The organism is Streptomyces sp. NPDC041784, assembly GCF_055591025.1.
The window spans coordinates 429573-452701 of sequence record NZ_JBVJAB010000002.1 but is presented as its reverse complement, the minus strand read 5'-3'; the positions used below and the strand labels follow the sequence as shown (position 1 = coordinate 452701).

Sequence of the window (23129 nt, the reverse complement as noted above, 5' to 3'; positions counted from 1 at the left end):
GAAGCCGATCAGGCCATGCCGCGGCGTAGGGGTCGGACCCAAGAGAGCCGTAATCGCTAGGAGTTCACGCCTGTGATACCGAGATGGCCGGCGCCGCCGACGCGCCGCAGTGCTCAAGCCGGACGGGTCGCGACCGTCACCGTCGCCGCGCTCGCCGCGGCCCTCGTCCAGCCCCTGGCCGCGCGCGCCGACGCACCGCCCCCGCCGCCCGCTGACGCGAAACTAGCCGCCGCGCCCGCCCGGCACGACGCCACCCGCGAGCAGTTCTACTTCGTCCTGCCGGACCGTTTCGCCAACGGCGACCGGGCGAACGACCGGGGCGGACTGACCGGCTCACGGCTCACCACCGGCTACGACCCCACCGACAAGGGCTTCTACCAGGGCGGCGACCTCAAGGGCCTGACCCGGCGCCTCGACTACATCAAGGGCCTGGGCACCACCGCCATCTGGATGGCCCCGATCTTCAAGAACCGGCCCGTGCAGGGCACCGGCGCCAACGCCTCGGCCGCTTACCACGGCTACTGGATCACCGACTTCACCCAGGTCGACCCGCACTTCGGCACCAACAAGGACCTCGAGACCCTCATCTCCAAGGCGCACGCCAAGGGCATGAAGGTCTTCTTCGACGTCATCACCAACCACACCGCCGACGTCGTCGACTACGAGGAGAAGTCCTACGACTACCTCTCCAAGGGCGCCTTCCCCTACCTGACCGAGGACGGTGAGCCCTTCGACGACGCCGACTACGCGGCCGGCGGAAAGCCGTTCCCCGCCGTCGACACCGACTCCTTCCCGCGCACGCCGACGGTCACCAGCGCCGGCAAGGTCCCGTCCTGGCTCAACGACCCGACGATGTACCACAACCGGGGCGACTCCACCTTCGCCGGTGAGAGCTCCGAGAGCGGCGACTTCTCCGGCCTCGACGACCTGTGGACCGAGCGTCCCGAGGTCGTCAGCGGGATGGAGAAGATCTACCAGCGCTGGGTGCGCGACTTCGACATCGACGGCTTCCGGATCGACACCGTGAAACACGTCGACATGGAGTTCTGGACGCAGTGGGCTACCGCCCTCGACGCCTACGCGGCCAAGAAGGGCCGGGACGACTTCTTCATGTTCGGCGAGGTCTACTCCGCCGACACGGACATCACGTCCCCGTACGTCACCGAGGGCCGCCTCGACGCCACCCTCGACTTCCCCTTCCAGGAGGCGGCCCGCCAGTACGCCTCCCAGAGCGGCAGCGCACAGACGCTGTCCCGGGTCTTCGCCGACGACTACAAGTACACGACCGACAAGGCCAACGCGTACGAGCAGGTCACCTTCCTCGGCAACCACGACATGGGCCGGATCGGGTACTTCCTGAACCAGGACAACCCGAAGGCCACCGACGCCGAACTCCTCGCCAAGGACCGGCTCGCCAACGAGCTGATGTTCCTCAGCCGCGGCAACCCGGTCGTCTACTACGGCGACGAGCAGGGCTTCACGGGCTCCGGCGGCGACAAGGACGCCCGTCAGACCCTGTTCGCCTCCCGCACCGCCGACTACCTCGACGACGACGAGATCGGCACCGACCGCACCCACGCGAGCGACGCCTACGACACGAGCGCGCCCCTGTACCGTCGGATCGCCGCCCTGTCCAAGCTCCGCGCCGCCAACCCGGCGCTGACGGACGGCGTGCAGACCGAGCGGTACGCCGCCGACGGTGCCGGTGTCTACGCGTTCTCCCGCACCGACGCGAAGACCGGCACCGAGTACGTCGTCGCCTTCAACAACGCCGCCACGGCGCAGTCGGCGACCTTCGCGACCGGCTCGGCGGACATGTCCTTCCGCGGGATCTACGGCACCAAGGACACGGCGGCCTCCGGCGCCGACAAGAAGATCACCGTCACGGTCCCGGCCGGCTCGGCGATCGTCCTGAAGGCGGCCGGCCGGCTCACCCGGCCCGCCACCGCGCCGACGATCACCCTGAAGGCCCCTGCCGCCGGCGCCACCGGCACCGTCGAGCTGAGCGCCGACGTCGACGGCGGACAGCTCAACCGCGTCGTCTTCGCCGCGCAGACCGGCAACGGCCGCTGGCGCACGCTCGGCTCCGCCGACCACGCCCCGTACAAGGTCCGCCAGGTCATCGGCGAGGACGTACCCGCCGCAACGGCCCTGCGCTACAAGGCGGTCGTCGTCGACTCGGCGGGCCGCACGGCGAGCGCCACCGCCGCCTCCACCACCGGCACCCCGCCCGCCGAGGAGACCCCCACCGCCTCCTCCCGCGACTACGCGATCGTCCACTACAAGCGCGCCGACGGCGACTACGACGACTGGGGCCTGTACGCCTGGGGCGACCTCGCCGACGGCGAGGCGACGAACTGGCCGGACAGCCACCCCTTCACCGGCCGGGACGCCTACGGCGCCTTCGCCTACGTCAAGCTCAAGCCCGGTGCCTCGTCCGTCGGTTTCCTCGTCATCGACAAGGACGGCACCAAGGACGTCTCCGCCGACCGCACGATCGACGTGACCCGCACCGGCGAGGTCTGGATCGAGCAGGGCAAGGAGGACGTCCGCACCGAACGGCCCGACCAGCCGGCCCAGGACAAGACCAAGGCCGTCCTGCACTACCACCGCGCCGACGGGAACTACGACGGCTGGGGTCTGCACACCTGGACCGGCGCCGCGCAGCCCACCGACTGGTCGAGCCCCCTCCGGCCGGTGCGGACCGACGCCTACGGCGCGGTGTTCGAGGTGCCGCTGACCGAGGGTGCCACCAGCCTCAGCTACATCGTCCACAAGGGCGACGAGAAGGACCTCCCGGCGGACCAGTCGCTGGATCTGCGGGCGAACGGCTACGAAGTGTGGATGCTGGGCGGCCAGGAGAAGTACCTGCTGCCGCAGCCGGCCGGCTCCGCCGCCGCCCTCGACCTGACCACCTCCAAGGCGGTCTGGATCGACCGGAACACGGTCGCCTGGAACGGCTCCGAGGCGGCCGCCTCCACCCAGCTGCTCTACAGCCGGGAGGGCGCGATCGCGGTGGAGAACGGTTCCCTCACGGGGAACGCCCGATGGCTCCGGCTGACCAGGACCGAGCTGACCGACGCGCAGAAGGCGAGGTTCCCGCACCTGAAGGCGTACACCGCCTGGTCCGTCGACCCGCGTGACCGCGACCGGGTGCGCGCGGCCCTGAGCGGCCAGGTCGTCGCCTCCCAGCGGGCCGTGAACGGCGCCGTGCTCGCGGCGACCGGGGTGCAGATCGCGGGCGTGCTCGACGACCTGTACCCGGCCGCGACGAAGGCGCAGCTCGGGCCGGTCTTCCGCCAGGGCCGCCCCACGCTGTCCGTCTGGGCGCCCACCGCGCAGTCGGTGAAGCTGGAGCTGGACGGCTCCACCGTCGCCATGAGGCGCGACGCTGGCACCGGCGTCTGGTCCGTCACCGGCCCCCGGTCCTGGAAGGGCAAGGCCTACCGGTACGTGGTGAAGGTGTGGGCGCCCAGCGTCGGGAAGGTCGTCACCAACAAGGTCACCGACCCCTACTCCGTCGCCCTCACCGCCGACTCCGCGCGCAGCCTGGTCGTCGACCTCGCCGACCGCTCCCTCACCCCCGCCGGCTGGTCGACGTACACCAAGCCCCGGGCCGTCCCGCTGAAGGACGCCCAGATCCAGGAGCTGCACGTCCGGGACTTCTCGGTCGCCGACCCGACGACCCCGAAGCGGGACCAGGGCACCTACCTGGCCTTCACCGACAAGAACAGCGACGGCTCCAAGCACCTGAAGGCGCTGGCGAAGGCCGGCACCTCCTACGTCCACCTCCTGCCGGCCTTCGACATCGCCACCATCCCCGAGAAGAAGGCCGACCAGGCGACCACCGACTGCGACCTCGCGTCCTCCCCGGCCGACTCCGAGAAGCAGCAGGAGTGCGTTTCCGCGATCGCCGCGAAGGACGCCTACAACTGGGGCTACGACCCGTACCACTACACGGTCCCCGAGGGCTCGTACGCCACCGACCCGAACGGCACCACCCGCAACGTCGAGTTCCGCAAGATGGTGAAGGCGCTCAACGAGGACGGCCTGCGGGTCGTCATGGACGTCGTCTACAACCACACGGCCGCCTCCGGCCAGGCGACGACCAGCGTGCTGGACAAGGTCGTCCCCGGTTACTACCAGCGGCTCCTCGCGGACGGCTCGGTCGCGAACAGCACCTGCTGCGCCAACACCGCTACCGAGAACGCGATGATGGGCAAGCTGGTCGTCGACTCGATCGTCACCTGGGCCAAGGAGTACAAGGTCGACGGTTTCCGCTTCGACCTGATGGGCCACCACCCGAAGGCCAACATCGTGGCGGTCCGCAAGGCCCTGGATGCGCTGACCCTCGCCAAGGACGGCGTGGACGGCAAGAAGATCATCCTGTACGGCGAGGGCTGGAACTTCGGAGAGGTCGCCGACGACGCCCGCTTCGTGCAGGCCACCCAGAAGAACATGGCGGGAACCGGTGTCGCGACGTTCTCCGACCGCGCCCGTGACGCCGTGCGCGGCGGTGGCCCCTTCGACGCCGATCCCGGCATCCAGGGCTTCGCGTCCGGGCTCTACACCGACCCCAACACCTCGACGGGGAACGGGACGGAGGCCGAGCAGAAGTCCCGGCTGCTGCACTACCAGGACCTGATCAAGGTCGGGCTCTCCGGAAACCTGGCGGGATACCGCTTCACCGACACCGACGGCAAGGAGGTCACCGGCGCCCAGGTCGACTACAACGGCCAGCCCGCCGGGTACGCGGACGCCCCGGGCGACGCCCTCGCCTATGCCGACGCGCACGACAACGAGTCCCTGTTCGACGCCCTCGCCTTCAAGCTGCCGAAGGACACCTCGGCCGCCGACCGGGCCCGGATGCAGGTCCTCGCCATGGCCACGGCCTCGCTCTCCCAGGGCCCGGCGCTCTCCCAGGCGGGCAGCGACCTGCTGCGCTCGAAGTCCCTGGACCGCAACTCCTACGACAGCGGCGACTGGTTCAACGCGATCCACTGGAACTGCGCCGCCGGAAACGGCTTCGGAACCGGTCTTCCGCCGGCCGCGGACAATGCCGCCAAGTGGCCGTACGCCAAGCCCCTGCTGACCACCGTCCAGGTGGGCTGCCCGCAGATCACCGGGGCCTCCGCCGCCTACCAGGACCTGCTGAGGATCCGTACGACGGAGAAGGCGTTCTCCCTCGGCACGGCCGCGCGGGTGCAGTCGGCGCTCTCCTTCCCGCTGTCCGGCAAGGACGAGACACCCGGCGTGATCACCATGCGGCTGGGCGACCTGGTCGTCGTGTTCAACGCGACGCCGGACGCACAGGAGCAGCGAATCGATTCTGTTTCCGGAACCGGATACCGACTGCATCCGGTGCAGGCGGTGGGGGCGGACTCCACCGTCAAGTCCGCCTCGTACGAGCGGGCATCCGGCACGTTCGCCGTTCCGGGGCGCACTGTCGCGGTCTTCTCCCGGACCGACTGACAGGGGAGCAGGTCGAGGGGGCGGTCCCGGTCCGGGGCCGCCCCCTCACGTTGTTCTCCGAAGGCGCCGGGAGACGCCCGGCAACCGCTCGGCCGCTTCGGCCAGGACCGGGAGGACGACATCGCCATGCTTGGCGCTGCGGCTAGGGTGAGCCCTGAAGCCGCCTTGGAACAGGAGTGCCCATGCCGCAGATCACCGTCGACCACTCCGGTGCGATGAGCCCCGCCTTCGACCGGGGTGCCTTCGCACGGGCCCTGCACACCTCCGTGGTCGAGATCGCGGCCGCCAAGCCGGAGGCCTGCAAGACCCTGTTCCGCCAGGCCGACTTCACGGCCTTCGGCTACGAGGACCCCGAGGAGCGGGGCCACGCGATCGTGCACGTCACCATCGGACTGCTGGCCGGCCGTACCGACGAGACCAAGGCGAAGCTGACCGAGGCCGTCCTGGAGCTGCTGCGCGAGCACGTGGCGGACGACGGGTTCGTGCTGCACGCCTCCGCGGAGGTGCGCGACCTGGACCCGTCGTACCGGAAGTACGAGAGCTAGGAACGCCGGCACCAGCCAGAAACGCCGGCACCAGCCAGAAACGCCGGCAACAGCGGGAAACGTCTACGACGCGAGGGCGATGAGCCGGGTGGCCAGGTTTCCGAAGGGGCCGTCGGCCGGCTCGCCGCCGAGCATGGGGCGCAGCAGCGTGCGCATCTCGTCGTCGTAGGCCGCGCTCACGGCGGTCAGCGCGGCGAAGTCGTGCACGAGCTGCACCTCCAGCTCCTGGCGCGGGATGCGCCGCCCGTCCAGCCAGATCAGCGCGGTCGACTCGGCGAGCGAGATCCACGAGCGCACGACCAGCTCGAGCCGGGCCGGCGGGTCGGTGACCCCCAGATGCGACAGGATCTGCTCGTAGGCGGCCTGGCGTACGGAGTCGATGAGGGCGTTGGTGGTCGAGGAACCGACCGCCGGGCCACCGCGCATCAGGGCGGAGAAGCCGGGGCCGTGATCGTCGACGAAGTCGAAGAAGCGCCGCATCACCCGCAGCAGCCGGGACCCCAGCGGTCCCTCCGTGGGCTCGACGAACCGGCTCGCGAGATCCTCCGAGGCACGCTTCAACGCGGCCTCGTACAGGCTGAGTTTGCCGGGGAAGTAGTGGTAGACGAGGGGGCGCGAGATACCGGCGGCCGCCGCTATCTCGTCGATGCTGACCTCGTCGGGCGAGCGCTTGGCGAACAGTTCGAGGGCGACGCCGATCAACTGCTGCCGCCGCTCCTCGACTCCCATTCTGCGGCGAACCCCGGTACTCATGCGAACACCTTACCGATCGATTCAGGCCTCGAACGGCCCGGACCGGCCATGGATGTTCACATGTCGAGCACCAGACGATCACTTCGCGCCCGCGACACACAGATGAGCATCGAGTCGGCGCGCTCGGCGTCAGTCAACAGCTCGTCCCGGTGATCCACTTCGCCCTCCAGTACCCGCTGCCTGCACGTCCCGCAGAAACCCTGCTCGCAGGAGTAGAGGGTGCCCGGCAGTTCGGCGCGCACGGCGGACAGCACGGACGAGCCGGCCGGGACCGGCACCACCCGCCCGGTGCGCCGGAGTTCGACCTCGAAGGGGCCACCGGCGCCGGCCCGCGCCCCGAACCGCTCGACCCGCACGGCCGGTACCCGCTCGGCCACGGCCGCCATGAGCCCCTCCGGACCGCAGCAGTAGACGGCCGTCCCCTCGGGCACCTCCGCCGGCAGCGCGTCGAGGCCGGGCCGCCCCGCCAGCACGGTGACGCTCCCCCCGCCCAGCTTCTCGATCTCCTCCAGGAACGGCATCGAGGCGCGCGACCGGCCGACGTACACCAGCCGCCAGTCCGTCCCCTCGGGCAGCGCCCGCAGCATCGGCAGGATCGGCCGGGGGTGAAGCCCCGTGCACGGATCACCCGAGGCCGGTTCGCCATGCCCGGTTCGCCATGCCCGGATCACCCGAGCCCGTTGATCGAACCCCCGTCCGCCAGCGTGCCCTTCAGGCTCGCCTTCGCGCCCCGCTCGGTCCGTACGGCCAGCAGGTTCCCCTGCGCCGACCCGTTCACCCCGCCGCTCGCCCGCACCGACCGCGTCCTCCGGTCACCGGCGGCCAGCAGATACCAGGTGCCGCCCTCCGACTTCCACAGGACCCCGGCGAGCACATGCGGCTCGCGCGGACCGCAGGCCGGCACGTCCCCGGCCTTGGCCACGGCCGCCCCGAACAGCCCGCCCGGCGTCCGGAACTGGGCCAGCACCCGGCTGCCGTCGCCGCGCCAGGTCTCCGCGCGCGTGCACACCCAGGACGCCGCACCGCTGCCGTCGGGCAGCGACTGCCGCGCGTACGGCCAGGCGTTGACCGTCCGCACGCCGTGTCCGCGCACATCGGCCAGCGAGCAGGCGAACGGCGCCCAGGTGCTGAGCGCCTCGGCGCCCGTCGCGCCCTTGATCGAGGACGGCTTGCCCGCGGTGAGCCGGGCAGGGACGAGTTCGCCCAGGTCGGTCAGCAGCTGGCTGCCGGTGGCGTCGGTGAGCTGGAGGACGTTCCAGGTCGTACAGGTACCGGTCCGGGTGGCGGGGCTGGCCAGCGGCGAGGTGATGCCGTCGGTCAGCGTCAGGTCCATCACCCCGGCGCCCGGCTTGGACAGGTCCCGTTCCCCGGCCGCGGTGATCCAAGGAGCCGTGAGATAGCGGACGTTGCCGTCGGCACGGCCCAGGACCAGCGCGCCCGACTCGGCACGCGTCGCGCCGTCGACCCGCGCGAAGTCGAGCGCCGCCCCGGCCGCGCCCTCCTTCGGCTCGGCGTACCGGGCGATGCGCAGACCGTCGTAGAGGATCACCACGCGCGCGCTGTCGACGTCGCCCGCGTAGAGCAGCTGGGGCGGGCCGGCCGGGCCGCCGGACGGGGTCTCGGGGGTCGCGGAGACCTGGACCGTCTCGCCGGGGCGGGCCCAGACGGCGAGCGCGCGGCGCAGCAGCGCGGTGTCGCGGGCGAGGTCACCGCGGGCGGGCCAGGCGGAGAAGTCGAGGCGGGCGGAGGTCTTCCAGGCGACCGGCGAGACCTTGATCAGCCGGCCGGGGTCCAGCGCGGCCTCGGCGGCCGGGTTGCGCGCGTACGCCGGGGCCGCCGCGCCGTCGGGTCCCCAGCCGTCGCCGGGCAGCGCGACCAGGGCGCCGCACACGGCGAGCGCGGCAGCGGCGGCGAGCGCGGCCCTGGTGTGCCGGCGGCGGCGCATCAGATCGGTGGGCCGGGCCTGGAGCACGCAGGCGTCGAACTCGGGGGAGTCCAGCAGCGCGTACCGCTTGGCCGGGACGGTGTCGGCCTCGCGCAGCGCGGTGTCGACGTCCTCGACACCGGCTTCGGCCAGCACCTTGCGCACATCGCCGTCCGGCAGCTTCTCCAGCCCGCGCAGGACGCAGGCGGCGCGGGCCGGGCCCGGGAGGGTGGACAGGTGCTGGTCCAGGGCGAGTTCGTCGGCGCCGCCCGAGCGCGGGAACAGCCTGAGGCCCCACACCTGGGGGAGCAGCGGCGGCAGCTGGGCGCGCTGCGGCCACGCCCTGCGCCGCAGCGGCAGGCCGGCCTCCAGCGCCGTACGGACCACCTGGAGGCGGACGTAGGCGTAGCCGGGGTCGCCGTCGCGGCCGGTGGACTGGGCCGGGATGACCGGGGCGGAGGTGCGGCGGCGGGGCAGGGCGCGCTGGGCGAGGGCGTGGGCGGTCAGGACGCGGCGGCCCCGGCCGAGGCCCGGCGGCAGCACCAGGTAGGCGAGCCGGACGAGGCGCGGGTAGTGCTCGACGAGCGCGGCCTCGGCCTGCTCGACGTCGACGATCCGGTCGGCGGCGGGACCATCGGCGGGGCGCGGGGCGACATCCTGTGACTGCACGTCCAGCGCAACGAGCGCAACGGGCGATGGTCACCGGCCGCCCGGGTGAGTCACCCCCGCGGGTCGACCAGCGCGCGGGCGTAGTTCGCCATCGACCTCTGGTAGCGCGGCAGATGCGGGGCCAGGGCGCCGAGCACCAGGGCCAGGCCCTCGCGGTCGCGGCCCAGGCTGGACAGGCACAGCGCGAGGGTGGCGCGTACGGCGTCGTCGAGTTCGTCGGACGGCGCGTCCAGCTCGGGGGTCAGGAGCTTCACGCCCTCCTCGGCCCGCCCGACGTTGCGCAGGGAACTGGAGAGCTGGATCTTCGCGCGCCGCCCCCGGTAGCCGGTGAGGCCGAGGGCGAGCGCCTCCCGGTAGAGCGGGACGGCCCGGTCGCTGTGACCCGTCGAGTCCCAGGCGCAGGCCCGCTCGAAGGGGCCCAGCGGGCTGTCCTCGGGGAGTTCGGCGACGAGCGCGTCGACGACGGCCCGGAAGTCGGCCGCGCGTTCCTCCGGATAGTCGTCGAAGCCGGCCCAGGCGGCGGTCACGCGGTCTTCCCAGTCTCGGTTCACCGGCCCACCTTCGCACGGGTGTGCAGGGCGGTGACACCGGTATTTTGAGCGGACCGTGCCCGGGAGCCGTATCCAGGACGAGGCTCTCGCAGGGAGGACAGATGAAGGTGACCCGACCGATGCTCGTGGCGGCGGCCGCCGTGGCGGCGCTGGTGCTGACCGGTTGTGGCGGCTCCGACGGGGGTTCCGAGGAAGCATCCGTGCCCACGACGGCGACCGGCAGCCTGGAACACCTGGCCGCCGAGGTGAAGTGCACCCCGAACATGCAGACCGACGCGGACGAGATCCGCCAGGCCATCTGCAAGAACGCGGACGGCAAGTTCATCCTGGCGACCTTCGCCACGGACCGCGGCCAGCGCGAGTGGATCAACGGGGCCAAGGACTACGGCGGCCACTACCTGGTCGGCCGCAAATGGGTGGCCGTCGGCGAGACCAGCACCGTGACGGCGCTGCGCGAGACGCTCGGCGGTGACATCGAGGAGGGCACGGACCACTCCGCGCACGTGTCGGGCGACCCTTCCGAGGGCGCCACGCACTCCGGTCACTGACCGGCCCGGCACACGGAAGAGCCGGCGGTGAGGAATCCTCACCGCCGGCTTTCTCAGTGGTTCACCGGACCCGGATCACCGGGCCACCGGGGTCACTGGCACCGCTTGCCGGTGTTGATGCAGTTGACCAGCTTGTTCATCGTGTTCGTGGAGAAGAAGTTGATGAAGTCGTTGTGGTCGGTGATCGGCTTGTGCAGGTTCTCCGGGAACGAGTCGACCGCGTAGGGGTTCACGACCGTGCCGTTCTGGAGCTTCGGGGCCGGGACGTTGTAGACCAGCCGGACCTGGAGCTGCGGGATCGCCTTGAAGCCGTTGGCGCAGGTGCCGTTCGCCTGGACGAACGCCACGTGCGTGCGGTGGTTGGCGCTGTCGATGTTCTGACCGTCCCAGCAGCTCTGGAAGTTGGTCGTACGGACCACCTGGCTGCCCTGCGGGCAGATCGGGTACTTGTCCTTCAGCTGCACCTTGTTCTCGAAGCCGGTGCAGCTCCAGTTCACGTTGGCGTTGGCGTTGCCGTTGACGAAGGCCTTGGCGTCACCGGTGATGATGCGCAGGGCGGTCGGCATCGCGACGACCTTGCCGCTCTTGTTGCCGACGAACTTCAGCTGGGCCTGGGCCGGCTGGAGGATCTGGCCGACGTTGCCTTCCTTGCCGCCGCCGTCGTTGTTCTGGTCGAAGTCCTGCTTGCCGTTCTGCAGACGGAGCACCGGCCAGAAGTACGACGACTTGTCGCCCTGGTTCTGGCAGCTGGTCTGAGCCCCCGCCAGTTCCTGGTCGCTCGCGAACGCGTCGTTGTTCTGGTTGCCGACGTAGTCGTGCAGGTGGTGCGCGCCGTTGGTGACACCGGGGGCCACGATCACGTTGTCCGTGTTGTGGTTGTCGTTGCCGTTGGTGCCGCACTTCGTGGTGAAGGTGCCGCGCGAGCCGCCGTTGCCGTTGGCCGCGAGACCGTTGGCACCGACGCCGAGCTGCGCGTTGCCCTGGACCTTGGTGATGTCCACGAAGTCCGCCGCGACCGGGCCGTTGCCGCCCTGGCCGTTCTGCTGCTGGCCGTTGCCGCCGTTCTGCTGCTGGCCACCGGTGTTCTGCTGGCCGCCGTTCTGCTGCTGACCGCCGGTGTTCTGCTGGCCGCCGTCCTGCTGCTGACCGCCGCCGGCCTGGCCGGCGTTGGTGTTGGCGGTCTGGGTGGTGCAAGCGGCGAGCTGGCTCAGCTGGGTGTTGAACTGACCACCGGCACGCTGGATGTTGATCCGGATGCGGTCGATCGTGGCCGCCCGCTTCTCCTTGAGGGGGCCGACGATCGCGTTCTGCACGAACCCGGAGTCCTGCGACTGCGCCTGGCGCGTGGAGGCGAGCCGGGTGTAGGCCTCGGTGATCTGCTTGTCGAGGTTCGCCAGCTCGGTGGCGACGCCTTGGCGCGCCCCGTTGGGAACGTTCGTCAGCTTCTGCCCCACGTCCGGGCAGGAGATGGTGGCGACCTGTGCGGCCGCGGTGGCGGCCTTGGTCGAGTTCTGGCCCGACTTCGACTCGTGCGCCGAAGCGTAGAAGTTCGCCCAGATCAGCCCGCCCCCACCGAGCGCTAGGGCCGCCGATGCTGCCACGGCCTTCGTGGCCATCGACGAACGGCGTTTACGTGTGTTGCGTCCCATGGAACTCCTCTGACTTCCTTGCGGGGCAGCACCGAGGCGCCCGACAGGAGTGAAGCTGCTCCCTCCTTTACGCGTGCTGTCCCAGAGGTGTTCAGCGGTCTCAGGAATTGGTGAGAGACCCGTACGACAAAACGACCCCAACAACCGCACAATTCACCCGAGTTGAGGCGGTCGCCGGTCCCGGTCCAGAGAGGCCGGCACCGCCAGTACCCTGCGGTTGTCGTCGTCCGAGACCTCCAAACCCGAGCTTCAAGAAAATGTTCGCGGTGTGCTTGGCGACGGCCCGGTCGGTGACGACCGGTTTGCCGGCGATCGCGGTGTTCGACCGGCCTTGCGCCATCGGTTCGAGCACCTCCCGCTCGCACGATGTGAGGCGGCTCACAGGGCTCTGGTCGTCGCCGCTGCGCCGCGCCGACAGCTGCTGGATCACCTGGGGGTCCATCGCCGTACTGCCCGCCGCGATCCGTCGTACGGCGTCCACGAACTGCTCCGCGTCCCCGGCCGGCCCCGAGTCGGCCCCGATCACCGCGCCACCCCGGCCGTCGTCGGTGACGGAGATCCGCAGCCGGCCGTCCGCGTGGTGCAGGTCGATCCGGATCCGGCCGGCGCCGCAGTGCTTGACCGCGTTGGTGAGGAGCTCGCTCACCGCGAAGTACCCGGCCGACTCCACGGGGGCGTCGGCCCGGCCCGGAAGGTCCACCTCGACCTCGGCCGGCACCGGCAGCCGCAGCGCCAACGCCCTTACGGCGTCGCCCAGTCCGCGTTCGGCCGGCACCGGCGGGTGGATGCCGCGCACCAGGTCGCGCAGTTCGGCGGCGGAGGTGTCCACGGCGTCCCGCCGGGTCTCGGTCGACACCCGTACGCGCTCGGCCAGTTCCTGCTGGGGCGGGGCGAGGGCGGCACGGGTGAGGCGGAAGTGGACGGCCGGCAGCCCCGGGGTGAGCCGGAGGGCGGCGACCAGCAGGACCGCGGCGGTGGCGGCGGCGCCCAGCGCGGTCGGCTGGTCGGTGACCGGCACGAAGCCGTACCAGTAGGTCCCGCCGTCGGCGAGCACCCGCCACAGCCCGGCGGCCACGGCGAACCCCTCGAGCGGGTAGAGCAGCAGCACGGCCGGCAGCGGCGCGGTCAGGAACCCGGCCGTCATGTCCACCGGCAGCCACCGCACGTCCCGCCAGGTCTGCGGGTCGCGCAGCAGCGCGGCGGTGCGCGTCCACGGGCGGGCGCCCGCCGGGACGGGCCGGTACACCGCCGGTATCCGCATCCCGTACCACCCGGCCGCGATCCCGCGCCGCGTGTCGGCGAGGGTCCGCACCACGGCGAGGACCGGCGGGGTCGCGACGAGGCCGACGCCGAGGGGGATCAGCGCGAGGGAGAGAAGGGTCAGGACGAGGCACAGCACGGCCACGGCAGGACCGCCGGCGCCGGCACCAGCCCCCGTACGGCGGCGAGTACGACGGTCCGTGTCCGCGAACCGCCGCTGCCGCCCGTCGTGTCGGTGTTCATGCCGCCGGTCCGGCCGACCGGCGGCGGGCGGGCACTGGCCCGAAGCCCCCGCTCAGAGGGTGGTGCCGGATACACCCCCGGCGCCGTGGACGGCGGCCAGCACCCGCGCCTCCACCTCCGGGTCCAGCCCCTTGGACGTACGGTCCGGGCGCATGGGGGCGGTGCCGCCGAGGGACCGCAGCCAGCTCCAGGTGTCGGCGACGGTCTCCTCGACCGGACGGCAGGACAGCCCCGTCGCCACCGCCCGCGAGACGTCGGCCGCGTGCAGGGCGTCGTGCATGTCGCTGCCCGGCGGCACCCAGGCCGGCAGCTGGGTCCACGGTTCGATGCCCGCGTCGAGGACGACCTGCGGCTCGGTCCAGCACAGTTCGGCGTCCGAACCCGTGGCCTTCACGCAGGCCTCCAGCAACGAGCCCATCGTGGCGTGTCCCTGAGGGCTGATCAGGTTGTACGGCCCGCTCAGCTCGCGCTCCACCGCGCCGAGGATCCACTCGGCGAGGTCCCGGACGTCGACGTACTGGAGGGGCAGGTCCCGCGGCCCGGGGGCGAGGACCGGGCCGCCGCGGGCGATCCGGTTCAGCCACCAGGGCAGCCGGCCGACGTTCTCGTACGGGCCGAGGATCAGCCCGGCCCGTGCGAGCACGGAGTCCCGCGCGCCGAACGCGCCGACGACGGCCAGCTCGCCGCCCCGCTTGTCGCGCGGGTAGTCGGTCGGTCCGGCGTCCGGCTCGGCGCCCTCGACCAGGGGCGCGTCCTCGGTGTAGCCGGCGGGCGGGGCCCAGGCGTACACCGAGCAGCTCGACACGTAGACGTACCGGCGGGCGCGGCCCCGCAGCAGCCGCGCCGTCTCGTGCACCGCGCGGGGCGCGGACGACCAGGTGTCGACGACCGCGTCCCACTCGCCGTCGGCCAGTGCGTCGACGCCCCCGGGCGCGGTGCGGTCACCGGTCAGCGAACGGGTCCCGGGGACGGGGGCGTGCCGTCCCCGGTTCAGGACCGTCACGTCCCAGCCCCGCCCGAGGGCCGCCTCGACGACGGCCCGTCCCGCGAACTCCGTACCACCCAGCACCAGAAGTCTCATGCGGGTGACTCTGCCCGGCCGGGGCGCACCACGACAACCTGCTCTGCTCAGGGCAGAGCCGGGGCTCAGCGGCCGGTCGGCGGGGTGTACTTGTAGCCGACCCGGCGCACCGTCTGGATCGTCCGGCGGTGCTCGGCGCCCAGCTTGCGGCGCAGCCGGGCGATGTGGACGTCGACCGTGCGGCCGTCGCCGACATGGCCGTAGCCCCACACGGTGGTCACCAACTGGTCGCGGGTGTGCACCCGGTTCGGGTGCGCCACCAGATGGGCGAGCAGCTCGAACTCCAGGTAGGTGAGGTCGAGTGCGCGGCCGTCCACGGCGGCGGTGCGCTGCCCGGCGTCGATCCGCACCAGCGGGTCGGCGGCGTCCGGGCCTGGCCGGTCCGCCACCGCCACGGGCAGGAACGGCGGCCGCTGGTCGGCGGGGACGAGCACCAGGTAGCCGACCATCGGCGGCTGTCCCGGCAGCGTGGGCAGGGTGTGCTGCGGGGCGGGCAGCCAGGTGGCGCCGGGCGGCAGGAAGTCCGCGACGGCCACGACCTCGTCCTGGCCCACGGCGCGCAGCCGGTGCCGGGCGGGAGCGGTCGGGGAGGCGGGGGAGGGGGCGGGTGCGAGGGGAGCGGTGGAGAGAGAACGAGTGGTCGCCATGAGAGGTCAGCTCTTTCGCGCGAGAGTCCGTCGGGGAGGACGGCGGCCGCGATGCGTGGTCGGGCTCGCCGAGGGACGTACGTCGTGCGCGCTGGCCGAAGGCCGGGGTGTACGGCTTTAGAGGGCCGGCGCGTTCGTCGCGCGGCAACACACCCGGTCGAAGTCGTGGTGCTGACGGGAAGGCCAGAAGGGCTCGAGGTCATGGCGACCCGTCGCGGTGTTCTTCTGGAAGCTGGCCATGGCCCTATTGAAGCAGACACCCGCCCGTGGCAGCAGACTCCTCTCACAGCTTGGACGCGTCCTTGACGCGAAGGGGGCGTCAGTCGACCACCGTTGCGGTCGCCAGCAGGGTGCGGACGGCGTCGCGCACCACGTCGTCCGGGTGCCGGCCGTCGCCGTACAGGAGGTCGCGGATCATCCGCCGCGGTGTCTCGGCGCCCTCGCGCAGCGGGGCCACCGCGAAGCGGGGGAGCAGGCCCACCTCGGTGAGTGTCACCACGGGGTGGGGCGGGCCGGGGGAGAACCGCTCCCAGGCGACGGCCCGTCGGGCCAGGGGTTCCACGGTGTCCTCCGTCCGGCCGGTGGCGCGCCAGACGGTCAGCGCGGCGGCGGCCCGGGTGATGGGCGGGGTGTTGGGCGCGAGGAGCGGCTCGATCAACGGCAGCAGCGGGGCGGCGGCGGGGCCGAGCCGGCCCGCGAGGATCGTCGCCCAGGCCGATGCCCCGGTGCCGAGTTCCCGCCGCAGGAGGGTCACCGCCGGCCCGGGATCGCCGGCGACGGCGTGGAGCGCCACCGCGGCCTCCGCCGAGACCGAGGAGTGCACGCCCGCCGACACGCAGTCGCGCAGCGCCCGTTCGCCCACGTCACCCGCGGCCGGCCCCAGAGCCTCCAGCACGGCGACCGCGGCCGGCGGGTGTCCGGTGCCGTTACGGGTCAGCAGCTCGGCGAGCCGGCCGACGGAGTCCGCCGCCACCTCGGGGAACCAGGTCAGCACCTTGACCAGGTCCGAGTGGCCGCTGCCCAGGCCCCGGGCCACCGCCCGCCCCACGGGCAGCGCGTCGGCCCCGAACTCCTCGGCGACCGCGCGGACGGTGCGGTAGGTGTCGTACGCGCCCGGCGCCTCCTCGATCAGCCGCACCGCCTCCTCGACGGCGACCGGCACGTGCGCGCGTGCCAGCACGGCGACCGCCTTCGCCCGCACCGCCGGGTCGTCCTCGGCGAGCAACGGCAGCACCTGCTCCGCCACGCGCGCGTGCAGCTCCGGTGCCAGCGCGCAGGTCAGCTGCGCCAGTTGGTACAGCTGCCAGGGCTCGCCCTCCGTCTCGCGCAGGGCCCAGGGCAGCACGTCGGCCTCGCGGTCCCGCCAGCGCGCGGTGATCTCGAAGGCGAGCGGCATGCCCCCGGAGAGGGCCCGCAGCGCGGCCGGGGGTTCCGCCAGCAGCCGGTCGGTGTACGTCCGGTGGGGCTGCGGCCACAGATGGCCCTCCGACTCCTCCTGCGGCTCGGCGGTGTACGCCCGCGCGCAGGCGTCGACCAGCGCGTCCGGCAGGGGCGGTGCGGTGGTGCGCAGCAGGTCCTCGGCGGCGGCGAGGACGACCCGGGGCTCGGGGTCGGTCAGCAGGGCGTGCCGCCAGCCGCCGTCGCCCGGCTCCAGCAGGCCGAGCGCCGTCACGATCCGGGCGCGCACCAGCGGGTCGGTCTCCTCCGCCAGCCGGTCCCGCAGCCGCGGCGTGGGCGCCGGGTCGGCGTCCTGTCCGCACGCGGCGATCAGCAGCACCACCGCCTCGCGTACGGCGGGGTCGGCGTCGTGCGTGAGGGGCAGCAGGGACGGTAACTCCCGCGCCGTGGCCCGCCGGCACCGCTCCTGTTCGTCGCCGGGGCCGGCCCAGTTCGCGAGGTCCGTGAGCAGCCGGAGCACCTCGGCCCGGTGGCCGGGGCCGTGCAGGGCGAGCCGGATCAGCGGCGGCACGGCGGGTGACGTGCGCGTCTCGTCCCGGTGGCACAGGAGGGAGCCCAGCCAGGCCAGCGCCTCCTTGCGCACCCCCTCGTCCTCGGAGTCCATCGTCCGCAGCAGCCCGGGTACGTCCCCCGCCAGACCGTACGCGCGTGCCGGTCCCGTCGAACCGTTCTCCATCCCCATGAGGGCGCACGATATGCGCAAGGGGCGCACACCAGAACGGTGGGCGCCCCTTCGCGAGCGGTGCGAGGCGGATCAGACCTGGCCGGCCTTCTCCAGCGCGGCGCAGCAGGTGTCCACGATCAGGCGGGTCACCAGGTACGGGTCGACGTTCGCGTTCGGACGGCGGTCCTCGATGTAACCCTTGCCGTCCTTCTCGACCTGCCACGGGATACGGACCGAGGCGCCACGGTTGGAGACACCGTAGGAGTACTCGTTCCACGGGGCGGTCTCGTGCAGACCGGTCAGGCGGTCGTCGATGCCGGCGCCGTAGTTCTTGACGTGGTCGAGCGGCTTGGAGCCCTCACCGAGCGACTCGCACGCGGTGATGATCGCGTCGTAGCCCTCGCGCATCGCCTTGGTGGAGAAGTTGGTGTGCGCGCCGGCGCCGTTCCAGTCGCCCTTGACCGGCTTGGGGTCGAGGGTCGCGGCGATGCCGAAGTCCTCGGCGGTGCGGTAGAGCAGCCAGCGGGCCACCCACAGCTGGTCCGAGACCTCGAGCGGGGCGAGCGGGCCGACCTGGAACTCCCACTGGCCGGGCATGACCTCGGCGTTGATGCCGGAGATGCCGAGACCGGCCTCCAGGCAGTTCTCCAGGTGGGCCTCGACGACCTCACGGCCGAAGATCTCGTCGGCGCCGACACCGCAGTAGTAGCCGCCCTGGGGGGCCGGGAAGCCGCCCTTGGGGAAGCCGAGCGGGTAGCCGTCCTGGAAGAACGTGTACTCCTGCTCGATGCCGAAGATCGGCTCCTGGGAACCGTACTTCGCCTCGACCTCGACCAGCGCGGCACGGGTGTTGGACTCGTGCGGCGTCATGTCGATGTTGAGGACCTCGCACAGGACGAGGATGTCGTCGCCGCCGCGGATCGGGTCGGGGCAGGTGAAGACCGGCTTGAGGACACGGTCCGAGGAGTGGCCCTCGGCCTGGTTCGTGGACGACCCGTCGAAGCCCCAGATCGGCAGCGCGTCCAGACCGACGGGCTCGCCCGTGATGATCTTGGTCTTGGAGCGGAGCTTGGCGGTCGGCTGGGTGCCGTCGATCCAGATGTACTCAGCCTTGAAGGTCACGGGCCACTTCCTTCGGGGTGTGTCTGACGCACTTGCGGGTGCTGCGGCGCTGCGGCACTGGGGCGCCGCGGTTGTCTGCCCGGCAGCCTGTCAACAGGCGATTTCCCGATCATTGCTCGAATGTGAACCCCGTGTTACCTGGTGGTTCTGTGGCGCGGCTCACGGTGTGAGGGCCCCGGCCGCGCCGGCCGTTGCCGTTCGCGGGAGCAGACGCGGGGCGGGCGGTGTCTCGTATGCGATGGGAGTGGCCGGCCGGGAAGAGGGCATCCGTGGCGTCAGCCGTCCTCGGCCGCCGCCTCGCGCACGCCCTCCAGGAAGCCGTGGATCGCGGCCCGCTCCCGCTCGTCGTAGCCGCCGAGCAGCTCGACCACCCGTCCGATGAGCGGGCCGAAGAAGGCCTGGCCCAGTTCGACCGCGCGCTCGTCCACCTCGACGACGACCTTGCGCCGGTCCGCCGCCCCGCGCACCCGCCGGACGTGCCCGGCCCGCTCCAGCCGGTCGACGAGGGCGGTCGTGCCCGCCGAGTTCAGCCCGAGCGCCGCCCCGAGCCGCCCGGCGGTCATCTCCTCGGCCGCCCGCCGGGCGTCCATGAGGACGATCAGCGCGCGGACGTCCGTCGGGTGCATGCCGTTGCGGTTCGCGAACCGGGCGCTGTGCAGCCCGAGTTCGACCGTCACCGCGCGCAGCAGGTGGACGGTCTCCAGTTCCTGGCCATCGGCAGGCATACGGCGGCGCTCCTCCGGATATCATCTCGCTCGGCGACTCTCTCGCTCGGCGAGATGATATCGGAAGGCAGGACTCCATGGGCGCGTACGACGACGGTGCTTTCCAGGCGGCCTACGACAAGGTCATGGCCAAGTGGCCGGCGGACCGGGAGGCCGTCCGGGTCCCCACCCCGTTCGGTACGGCGTATGTCAATGTCTGCGGCCCGCGCGAGGCGCCTCCGCTGCTGCTCCTGCCCGGGGGCGGGGGAGCGACCTCGGCGTCCTGGTTCGCCCAGGTGGCCGACCTCGCCCGGGTCCGGCGGGTGTACGCCCTCGACCTGGTCGGGGCGGCGGGGCGGACGACGGGGAACGGGGGCCGGGTCGGCGGGAGTGGGGCGCGGGCCGGCGGGGATGGGGTCCGGAGCGGCGGGAGTGAGGTGCGGAGTGTCGCCGACCTCGGTGACTGGCTGGACGCGGTGCTGGCGGGGCTGGGCGTCGAGCGGGCCGACGTCGGCGGGCACTCCTACGGCGCCTGGATCGCCCTGCACCACGCGCTGCGCGCCCCCGAGCGGATACGCCGCCTGTTCCTCCTCGACCCGACCGGATGCTTCGCCGGGTTCGAGACGGCGTATCTGCTGCGTGCCCTGCCGATGCTGCTCCGGCCCACGCCGCGCCGGGTGCGGTCGTTCCTGGCGTGGGAGACCGGGGGAGCGGAGCTGGACCCCGATTGGCTCCGGCTCCAGGAGGCGGCCGCGGGCTTTCCGGCGGGACGGCCGGTGACCGGCCCGCGTCCGGCGCCGGACGCGCTGAGGGGGCTGCGTGCGCGGGTCCTGCTGCTCGTGGCCGCGAACAGCAGGACCCATGACCCGCACGCGGTGACGTCCCGGGCTCAGGAGCTGCTGGGGGATGCCGTGGAGACGGTCGTCCTGCCGGACGTGTCCCACCACGGCCTGCCCCCTGGAGCGCCCTCGGACCTGGGGCGCCGCCTCATCGACTTTCTCGGCTGAGGCTCACCCCACCTTCTCGATCACGGCGCGGCGGATCAGGAACTTGCCGGGCTCGCGGACCAGTTCGAAAGCCGCGTTGTTGAGCAGCACACAGCTGCCCGAGACCGAGGTCACCTCGACGACCGTGGACTTGTTGTTGTCCAGGTTCGTGACCTTCAGCTTGGTGCCCGCCGGGAACTGGTTGCTGGAGGCCGCGGGGGCGCCCGCCTCGCCGGAGAGCGTGACGGTCGAGCCGTTGCAGACCTGCTGGCCGGAGGCGGCACCGCCACCGTTGCCCGCGTTACCGGCGTTGCCCGCGTTACCGGCGTTGCCCGTGTTTCCGGCCGGAGCGGAGGCCGCCGGAGCGGACGCGGCCTGCGAGGGCTGCGTCGCCTGGGAGTCCTGAGCCGACTCCCCAACGACGCACCCGGACGCCTTCTGCTGGACCTTGATCTGCGCGATGACGGCTTCGCGGTTGGCGATCCGGGCCGCCGACTGCGCGTCCGGATTGGCCCGTTGGCCGTCGATGAACTTCTGGTTGTTGCCGAGAGCGGTGGCCAGCCCCTGGCAGACGGTCGACTGGGCGGCCGTCTGCGGGGACGCGGCGTTCGAGGTGGCGGCCATGACGAAGGCACCGCCTCCCGCCACCGTCGCGGCGCTCACCAGCAGGGCGAGCTTCTTCTTCGTGCTGAGGGTTCTCCTGCGCGACATGCACGCCTCCTGGGAAGTAGGGGGAGCGTTCGCCGCTATGTACGAGATACCGAACGGAGTTACTCAGGCGTCACCGGAGTCGGCTCAGGTGGCGTGCGTCACACAGGGGTCGAGGGCAGCTCAGCCCGTCCTTCCCTCCTCGTGCGCCACCACCCGGTCGTTCACGTACCCGAGCAACCCCTCGGTCTGGCCGGTGAGTTCGGCCTCGCCCGTCTCCGAGCCGTCGCCCCACTGCCCGTTGGCGAACACCACCGAACGGACCGTCATCACCCGCCGGAAGACCCCGGCCGAACCCGGCGGCACGGTCGGCATCCCGGCCTCCGGCGGCGGGTCGAGCGAGACCACCTGATACGTCACCGGGTCCATCGAGGCCATCATGAACACCCGCGAGGCGTCCTCGACCCGCTCGAAGCTCAGCACCGTGACCGTGACCTGCGAACGCCGGTCGGTGTCCGTGAACAGACCCGCCGTCAGCCGGGAGCACGCGCCGCCCTGCGTGATCAGCTCGGCCAGCTCCGGGGACATCCCCCGGGCGCAGTCGGTGGTGGTGGCCAGGTCCACGCGCGTGAACCGGGAACCGTCCTCCAGGCGCACGCTCTTCTCCGGGAACGCCTGCTCGGGGCGGACGACCGGCAGGGCGAGCAGGGAGGGGAGCGCGCTCGGCGCGTCGGAGGGGAGGCCGACCTCGACGGAGGGCACGGCGGGGGTGGTGGCGGAGCGGCCGCCGGCCGGGTCCGAGGCGGTGGCGGGGACGGCGGCCGAGGCGGGCGCGCCGTCGTCGTCCGCCCCGGCGAGCATCACGGCACCGACCGCGAGCGCGGCGGCGAGGACGACACCGGTCCCGGCCACCGCCACGCGCCGGTCGCGCCGGCGTCTGCGTATGCGCTCCTGCTCGGCCGCGTACTGGGCGTGGGGGTCGGGTGCCGGGTACGGGGCGCTCGCTCCGTACGGCGTGGGCGCTCCGCCGGCACCGGGTGCTCCGTACGGGGCGGGCGCTCCATACGGGTCGGGTGCCCCGTGCGCGCCGTGCGGGTCGTGCGTTCCGTCCGCACCGTACGGGCCGGGCGTTCCGTAAGGGCCGGGCGTCTCGCCGGGGCCGGGCATGCCGTTGGGGAGTCCTTGATCACCGAAGGTCATGGCGGCGGAGGGTAACAGCGCGCGCGGCCCGAACTCCCCTCGGCGGACGAACCGTTGACTATCGGGACAGAGCGTCCCGTACGGCCTCGTCCGTGCGGGCGACGACCGCCGAGCCGTCGTCGGCGGTGATGATCGGGCGCTGGATGAGCTTGGGGTGCCCGGCGAGGGCGGCGATCCACCGGTCGCGCGAGCCGGCGTCCCGGGCCCACTCCTTGAGGCCCAGCTCCTTGGCGACGGCCTCCTGGGTGCGGGTGATGTCCCACGGCTCCAGCCCGAGACGGTCGAGGACGGCCCTGATCTCGTCCTCGCTCGGGACGTCCTCCAGATAGCGCCGGACCGTGTAGTCGGCCCCCTCGGCGTCGAGAAGGGTGAGGGCGCTGCGGCACTTGGAACAGGCGGGGTTGATCCAGATCTCCATGCGCCTCACGGTAGCGCTCCGAGGCGCCGAATGCCCTTGTGGCCAGGGGCTTTTGTCAGTGGGGGGCGGTAGAATAGAAGCAGTGTTCGAGGGTTCCGCCGGACGTTCCGGGCCGGGCCCTGACCGCGACAGGAGGATGTCCGTGCCCGCTGCCGCACTCGAGTCGAAGCCGTTGCCGACCCAGTCCACCGCGAAGCGCCCCGTCCAACTCGACCTGCCGTACGTGCCCGTGGAGAAGCGGCCGCTGCCGCCCGGGCGGCCGCGTGAGTGGTACGTCACGCACAACCGCCGCCTCAAGGCGATGCGGCTCGCGATCGCCCTGCTCGACCTGGGCGTCCACATGCCCAACCAGGCCCGCAACGAGAAGATCCGCAGCACGGCGGAGCTGATCGGCGTGCACCCGCCGTCGGACACGACGTGTCACATGGTGCGGGCGCTCATGCGTTACTCGCGGTGAGCCGTGGTGTCGGGGGGGGGGGGGGGGGGGGGGGGGGGGGGGGGCGGCCCCCCCCCCCCCCCCCCCCCCCTCCCCCCACCCCCCCCCCCCCCCCCCCCCCCCCCCCTTTCCCCCCCCCCCCCCCCCCCCC

Annotated in this window: 17 protein-coding genes and 3 pseudogenes; 5 read left to right on the top strand and 15 right to left on the bottom strand. The window is 72.4% G+C overall.

What is annotated here, in order from left to right; genetic code table 11:
* Positions 1-72: 72 nt before the first annotated feature.
* Together pulA and ACZ6D7_RS05705 are read left to right on the top strand one after the other, a co-directional pair.
* Positions 73-5472 carry a pullulanase-type alpha-1,6-glucosidase gene (gene pulA, locus ACZ6D7_RS05710; protein ID WP_469483927.1) on the top strand — a complete coding sequence of 1800 codons (5400 nt, stop codon included), beginning with the start codon at positions 73-75 and terminating at the stop codon, positions 5470-5472.
* Between the two features lie 182 nt (positions 5473-5654).
* Positions 5655-6017: a 5-carboxymethyl-2-hydroxymuconate Delta-isomerase gene (locus ACZ6D7_RS05705; protein WP_469483924.1), complete on the top strand. Its 363-nt coding sequence runs from the start codon at positions 5655-5657 to the stop codon at positions 6015-6017.
* 63 nt (positions 6018-6080) lie between these two features.
* Here the strand turns inward: ACZ6D7_RS05705 and ACZ6D7_RS05700 are convergent, their stop codons facing one another.
* The 4 genes and pseudogenes from ACZ6D7_RS05700 to ACZ6D7_RS05685 form a co-directional block, all read right to left on the bottom strand.
* Complete coding sequence (locus tag ACZ6D7_RS05700; RefSeq protein WP_469483921.1) at positions 6081-6770, bottom strand: TetR/AcrR family transcriptional regulator; 690 nt, start codon at positions 6768-6770, stop codon at positions 6081-6083.
* A 56-nt stretch (positions 6771-6826) separates the two neighbouring features.
* Positions 6827-7384 (bottom strand): annotated as a pseudogene (locus ACZ6D7_RS05695) (flavin reductase family protein); the annotation flags it as partial.
* Positions 7385-7437: 53 nt separating this feature from the next.
* Entirely contained in the window at positions 7438-9363 is a 1926-nt protein-coding gene (locus tag ACZ6D7_RS05690) for a hypothetical protein (RefSeq protein ID WP_469483918.1), read from the bottom strand.
* A 50-nt stretch (positions 9364-9413) separates the two neighbouring features.
* Entirely contained in the window at positions 9414-9914 is a 501-nt protein-coding gene (locus ACZ6D7_RS05685) for a tetratricopeptide repeat protein (RefSeq protein WP_469483915.1), read from the bottom strand.
* 101 nt (positions 9915-10015) lie between these two features.
* Between ACZ6D7_RS05685 and ACZ6D7_RS05680 the strand changes: the two genes are divergently transcribed.
* Positions 10016-10462, top strand: coding sequence for a hypothetical protein (locus ACZ6D7_RS05680; protein WP_469483912.1), 447 nt, complete (start codon positions 10016-10018; stop codon positions 10460-10462).
* A 92-nt stretch (positions 10463-10554) separates the two neighbouring features.
* Here ACZ6D7_RS05680 and ACZ6D7_RS05675 read toward each other — a convergent pair whose 3' ends face one another.
* From ACZ6D7_RS05675 to ACZ6D7_RS05640, 8 genes and pseudogenes are all read right to left on the bottom strand, one after another.
* The gene (locus ACZ6D7_RS05675; protein WP_469483909.1) at positions 10555-12111 is read right to left on the bottom strand and encodes a DUF1996 domain-containing protein; all 1557 of its coding nucleotides are present in this window, start codon (positions 12109-12111) and stop codon (positions 10555-10557) included.
* A 153-nt stretch (positions 12112-12264) separates the two neighbouring features.
* A pseudogene (locus ACZ6D7_RS05670) lies at positions 12265-12607 on the bottom strand (LuxR C-terminal-related transcriptional regulator); the annotation flags it as partial.
* A gap of 90 nt (positions 12608-12697) precedes the next feature.
* A pseudogene (locus tag ACZ6D7_RS05665) lies at positions 12698-13510 on the bottom strand (sensor domain-containing protein); the annotation flags it as partial.
* A 156-nt stretch (positions 13511-13666) separates the two neighbouring features.
* Positions 13667-14695: an NAD-dependent epimerase/dehydratase family protein gene (locus tag ACZ6D7_RS05660; protein ID WP_469483907.1), complete on the bottom strand. Its 1029-nt coding sequence runs from the start codon at positions 14693-14695 to the stop codon at positions 13667-13669.
* 65 nt (positions 14696-14760) lie between these two features.
* On the bottom strand, positions 14761-15342 hold the full coding sequence (locus ACZ6D7_RS05655) for a winged helix-turn-helix domain-containing protein (protein ID WP_469483905.1): 582 nt from the start codon (positions 15340-15342) through the stop codon (positions 14761-14763).
* A 319-nt stretch (positions 15343-15661) separates the two neighbouring features.
* Positions 15662-17482, bottom strand: a complete 1821-nt coding sequence (locus tag ACZ6D7_RS05650) for a HEAT repeat domain-containing protein (protein WP_469483902.1) — start codon at positions 17480-17482, stop codon at positions 15662-15664.
* 72 nt (positions 17483-17554) lie between these two features.
* Entirely contained in the window at positions 17555-18586 is a 1032-nt protein-coding gene (gene glnII / locus ACZ6D7_RS05645) for a glutamine synthetase (RefSeq protein ID WP_469483899.1), read from the bottom strand.
* Positions 18587-18861: 275 nt separating this feature from the next.
* Complete coding sequence (locus ACZ6D7_RS05640; RefSeq protein ID WP_469483896.1) at positions 18862-19311, bottom strand: MarR family winged helix-turn-helix transcriptional regulator; 450 nt, start codon at positions 19309-19311, stop codon at positions 18862-18864.
* Positions 19312-19388: 77 nt separating this feature from the next.
* Here ACZ6D7_RS05640 and ACZ6D7_RS05635 point away from each other — a divergent pair, with 77 nt between their 5' ends.
* Entirely contained in the window at positions 19389-20297 is a 909-nt protein-coding gene (locus tag ACZ6D7_RS05635; protein ID WP_469483893.1) for an alpha/beta fold hydrolase, read from the top strand.
* Positions 20298-20300: 3 nt separating this feature from the next.
* Here the strand turns inward: ACZ6D7_RS05635 and ACZ6D7_RS05630 are convergent, their stop codons facing one another.
* From ACZ6D7_RS05630 to ACZ6D7_RS05620, 3 genes are all read right to left on the bottom strand, one after another.
* Entirely contained in the window at positions 20301-20987 is a 687-nt protein-coding gene (locus ACZ6D7_RS05630) for an RlpA-like double-psi beta-barrel domain-containing protein (RefSeq protein WP_469483891.1), read from the bottom strand.
* A 120-nt stretch (positions 20988-21107) separates the two neighbouring features.
* A complete protein-coding gene (locus ACZ6D7_RS05625; RefSeq protein WP_469483888.1) occupies positions 21108-22124 on the bottom strand; it encodes a hypothetical protein in 1017 nt (338 codons plus the stop codon).
* A gap of 58 nt (positions 22125-22182) precedes the next feature.
* Positions 22183-22542, bottom strand: a complete 360-nt coding sequence (locus ACZ6D7_RS05620; RefSeq protein WP_469483885.1) for an arsenate reductase family protein — start codon at positions 22540-22542, stop codon at positions 22183-22185.
* Positions 22543-22684: 142 nt separating this feature from the next.
* On the opposite strand from ACZ6D7_RS05620, the gene ACZ6D7_RS05615 reads away from it, so the two are divergent.
* Positions 22685-22999 (top strand): hypothetical protein, encoded by a 315-nt coding sequence (locus ACZ6D7_RS05615; RefSeq protein WP_469483880.1) that lies wholly within the window; start codon positions 22685-22687, stop codon positions 22997-22999.
* The last annotated feature ends 130 nt before the right edge of the window (positions 23000-23129 follow it).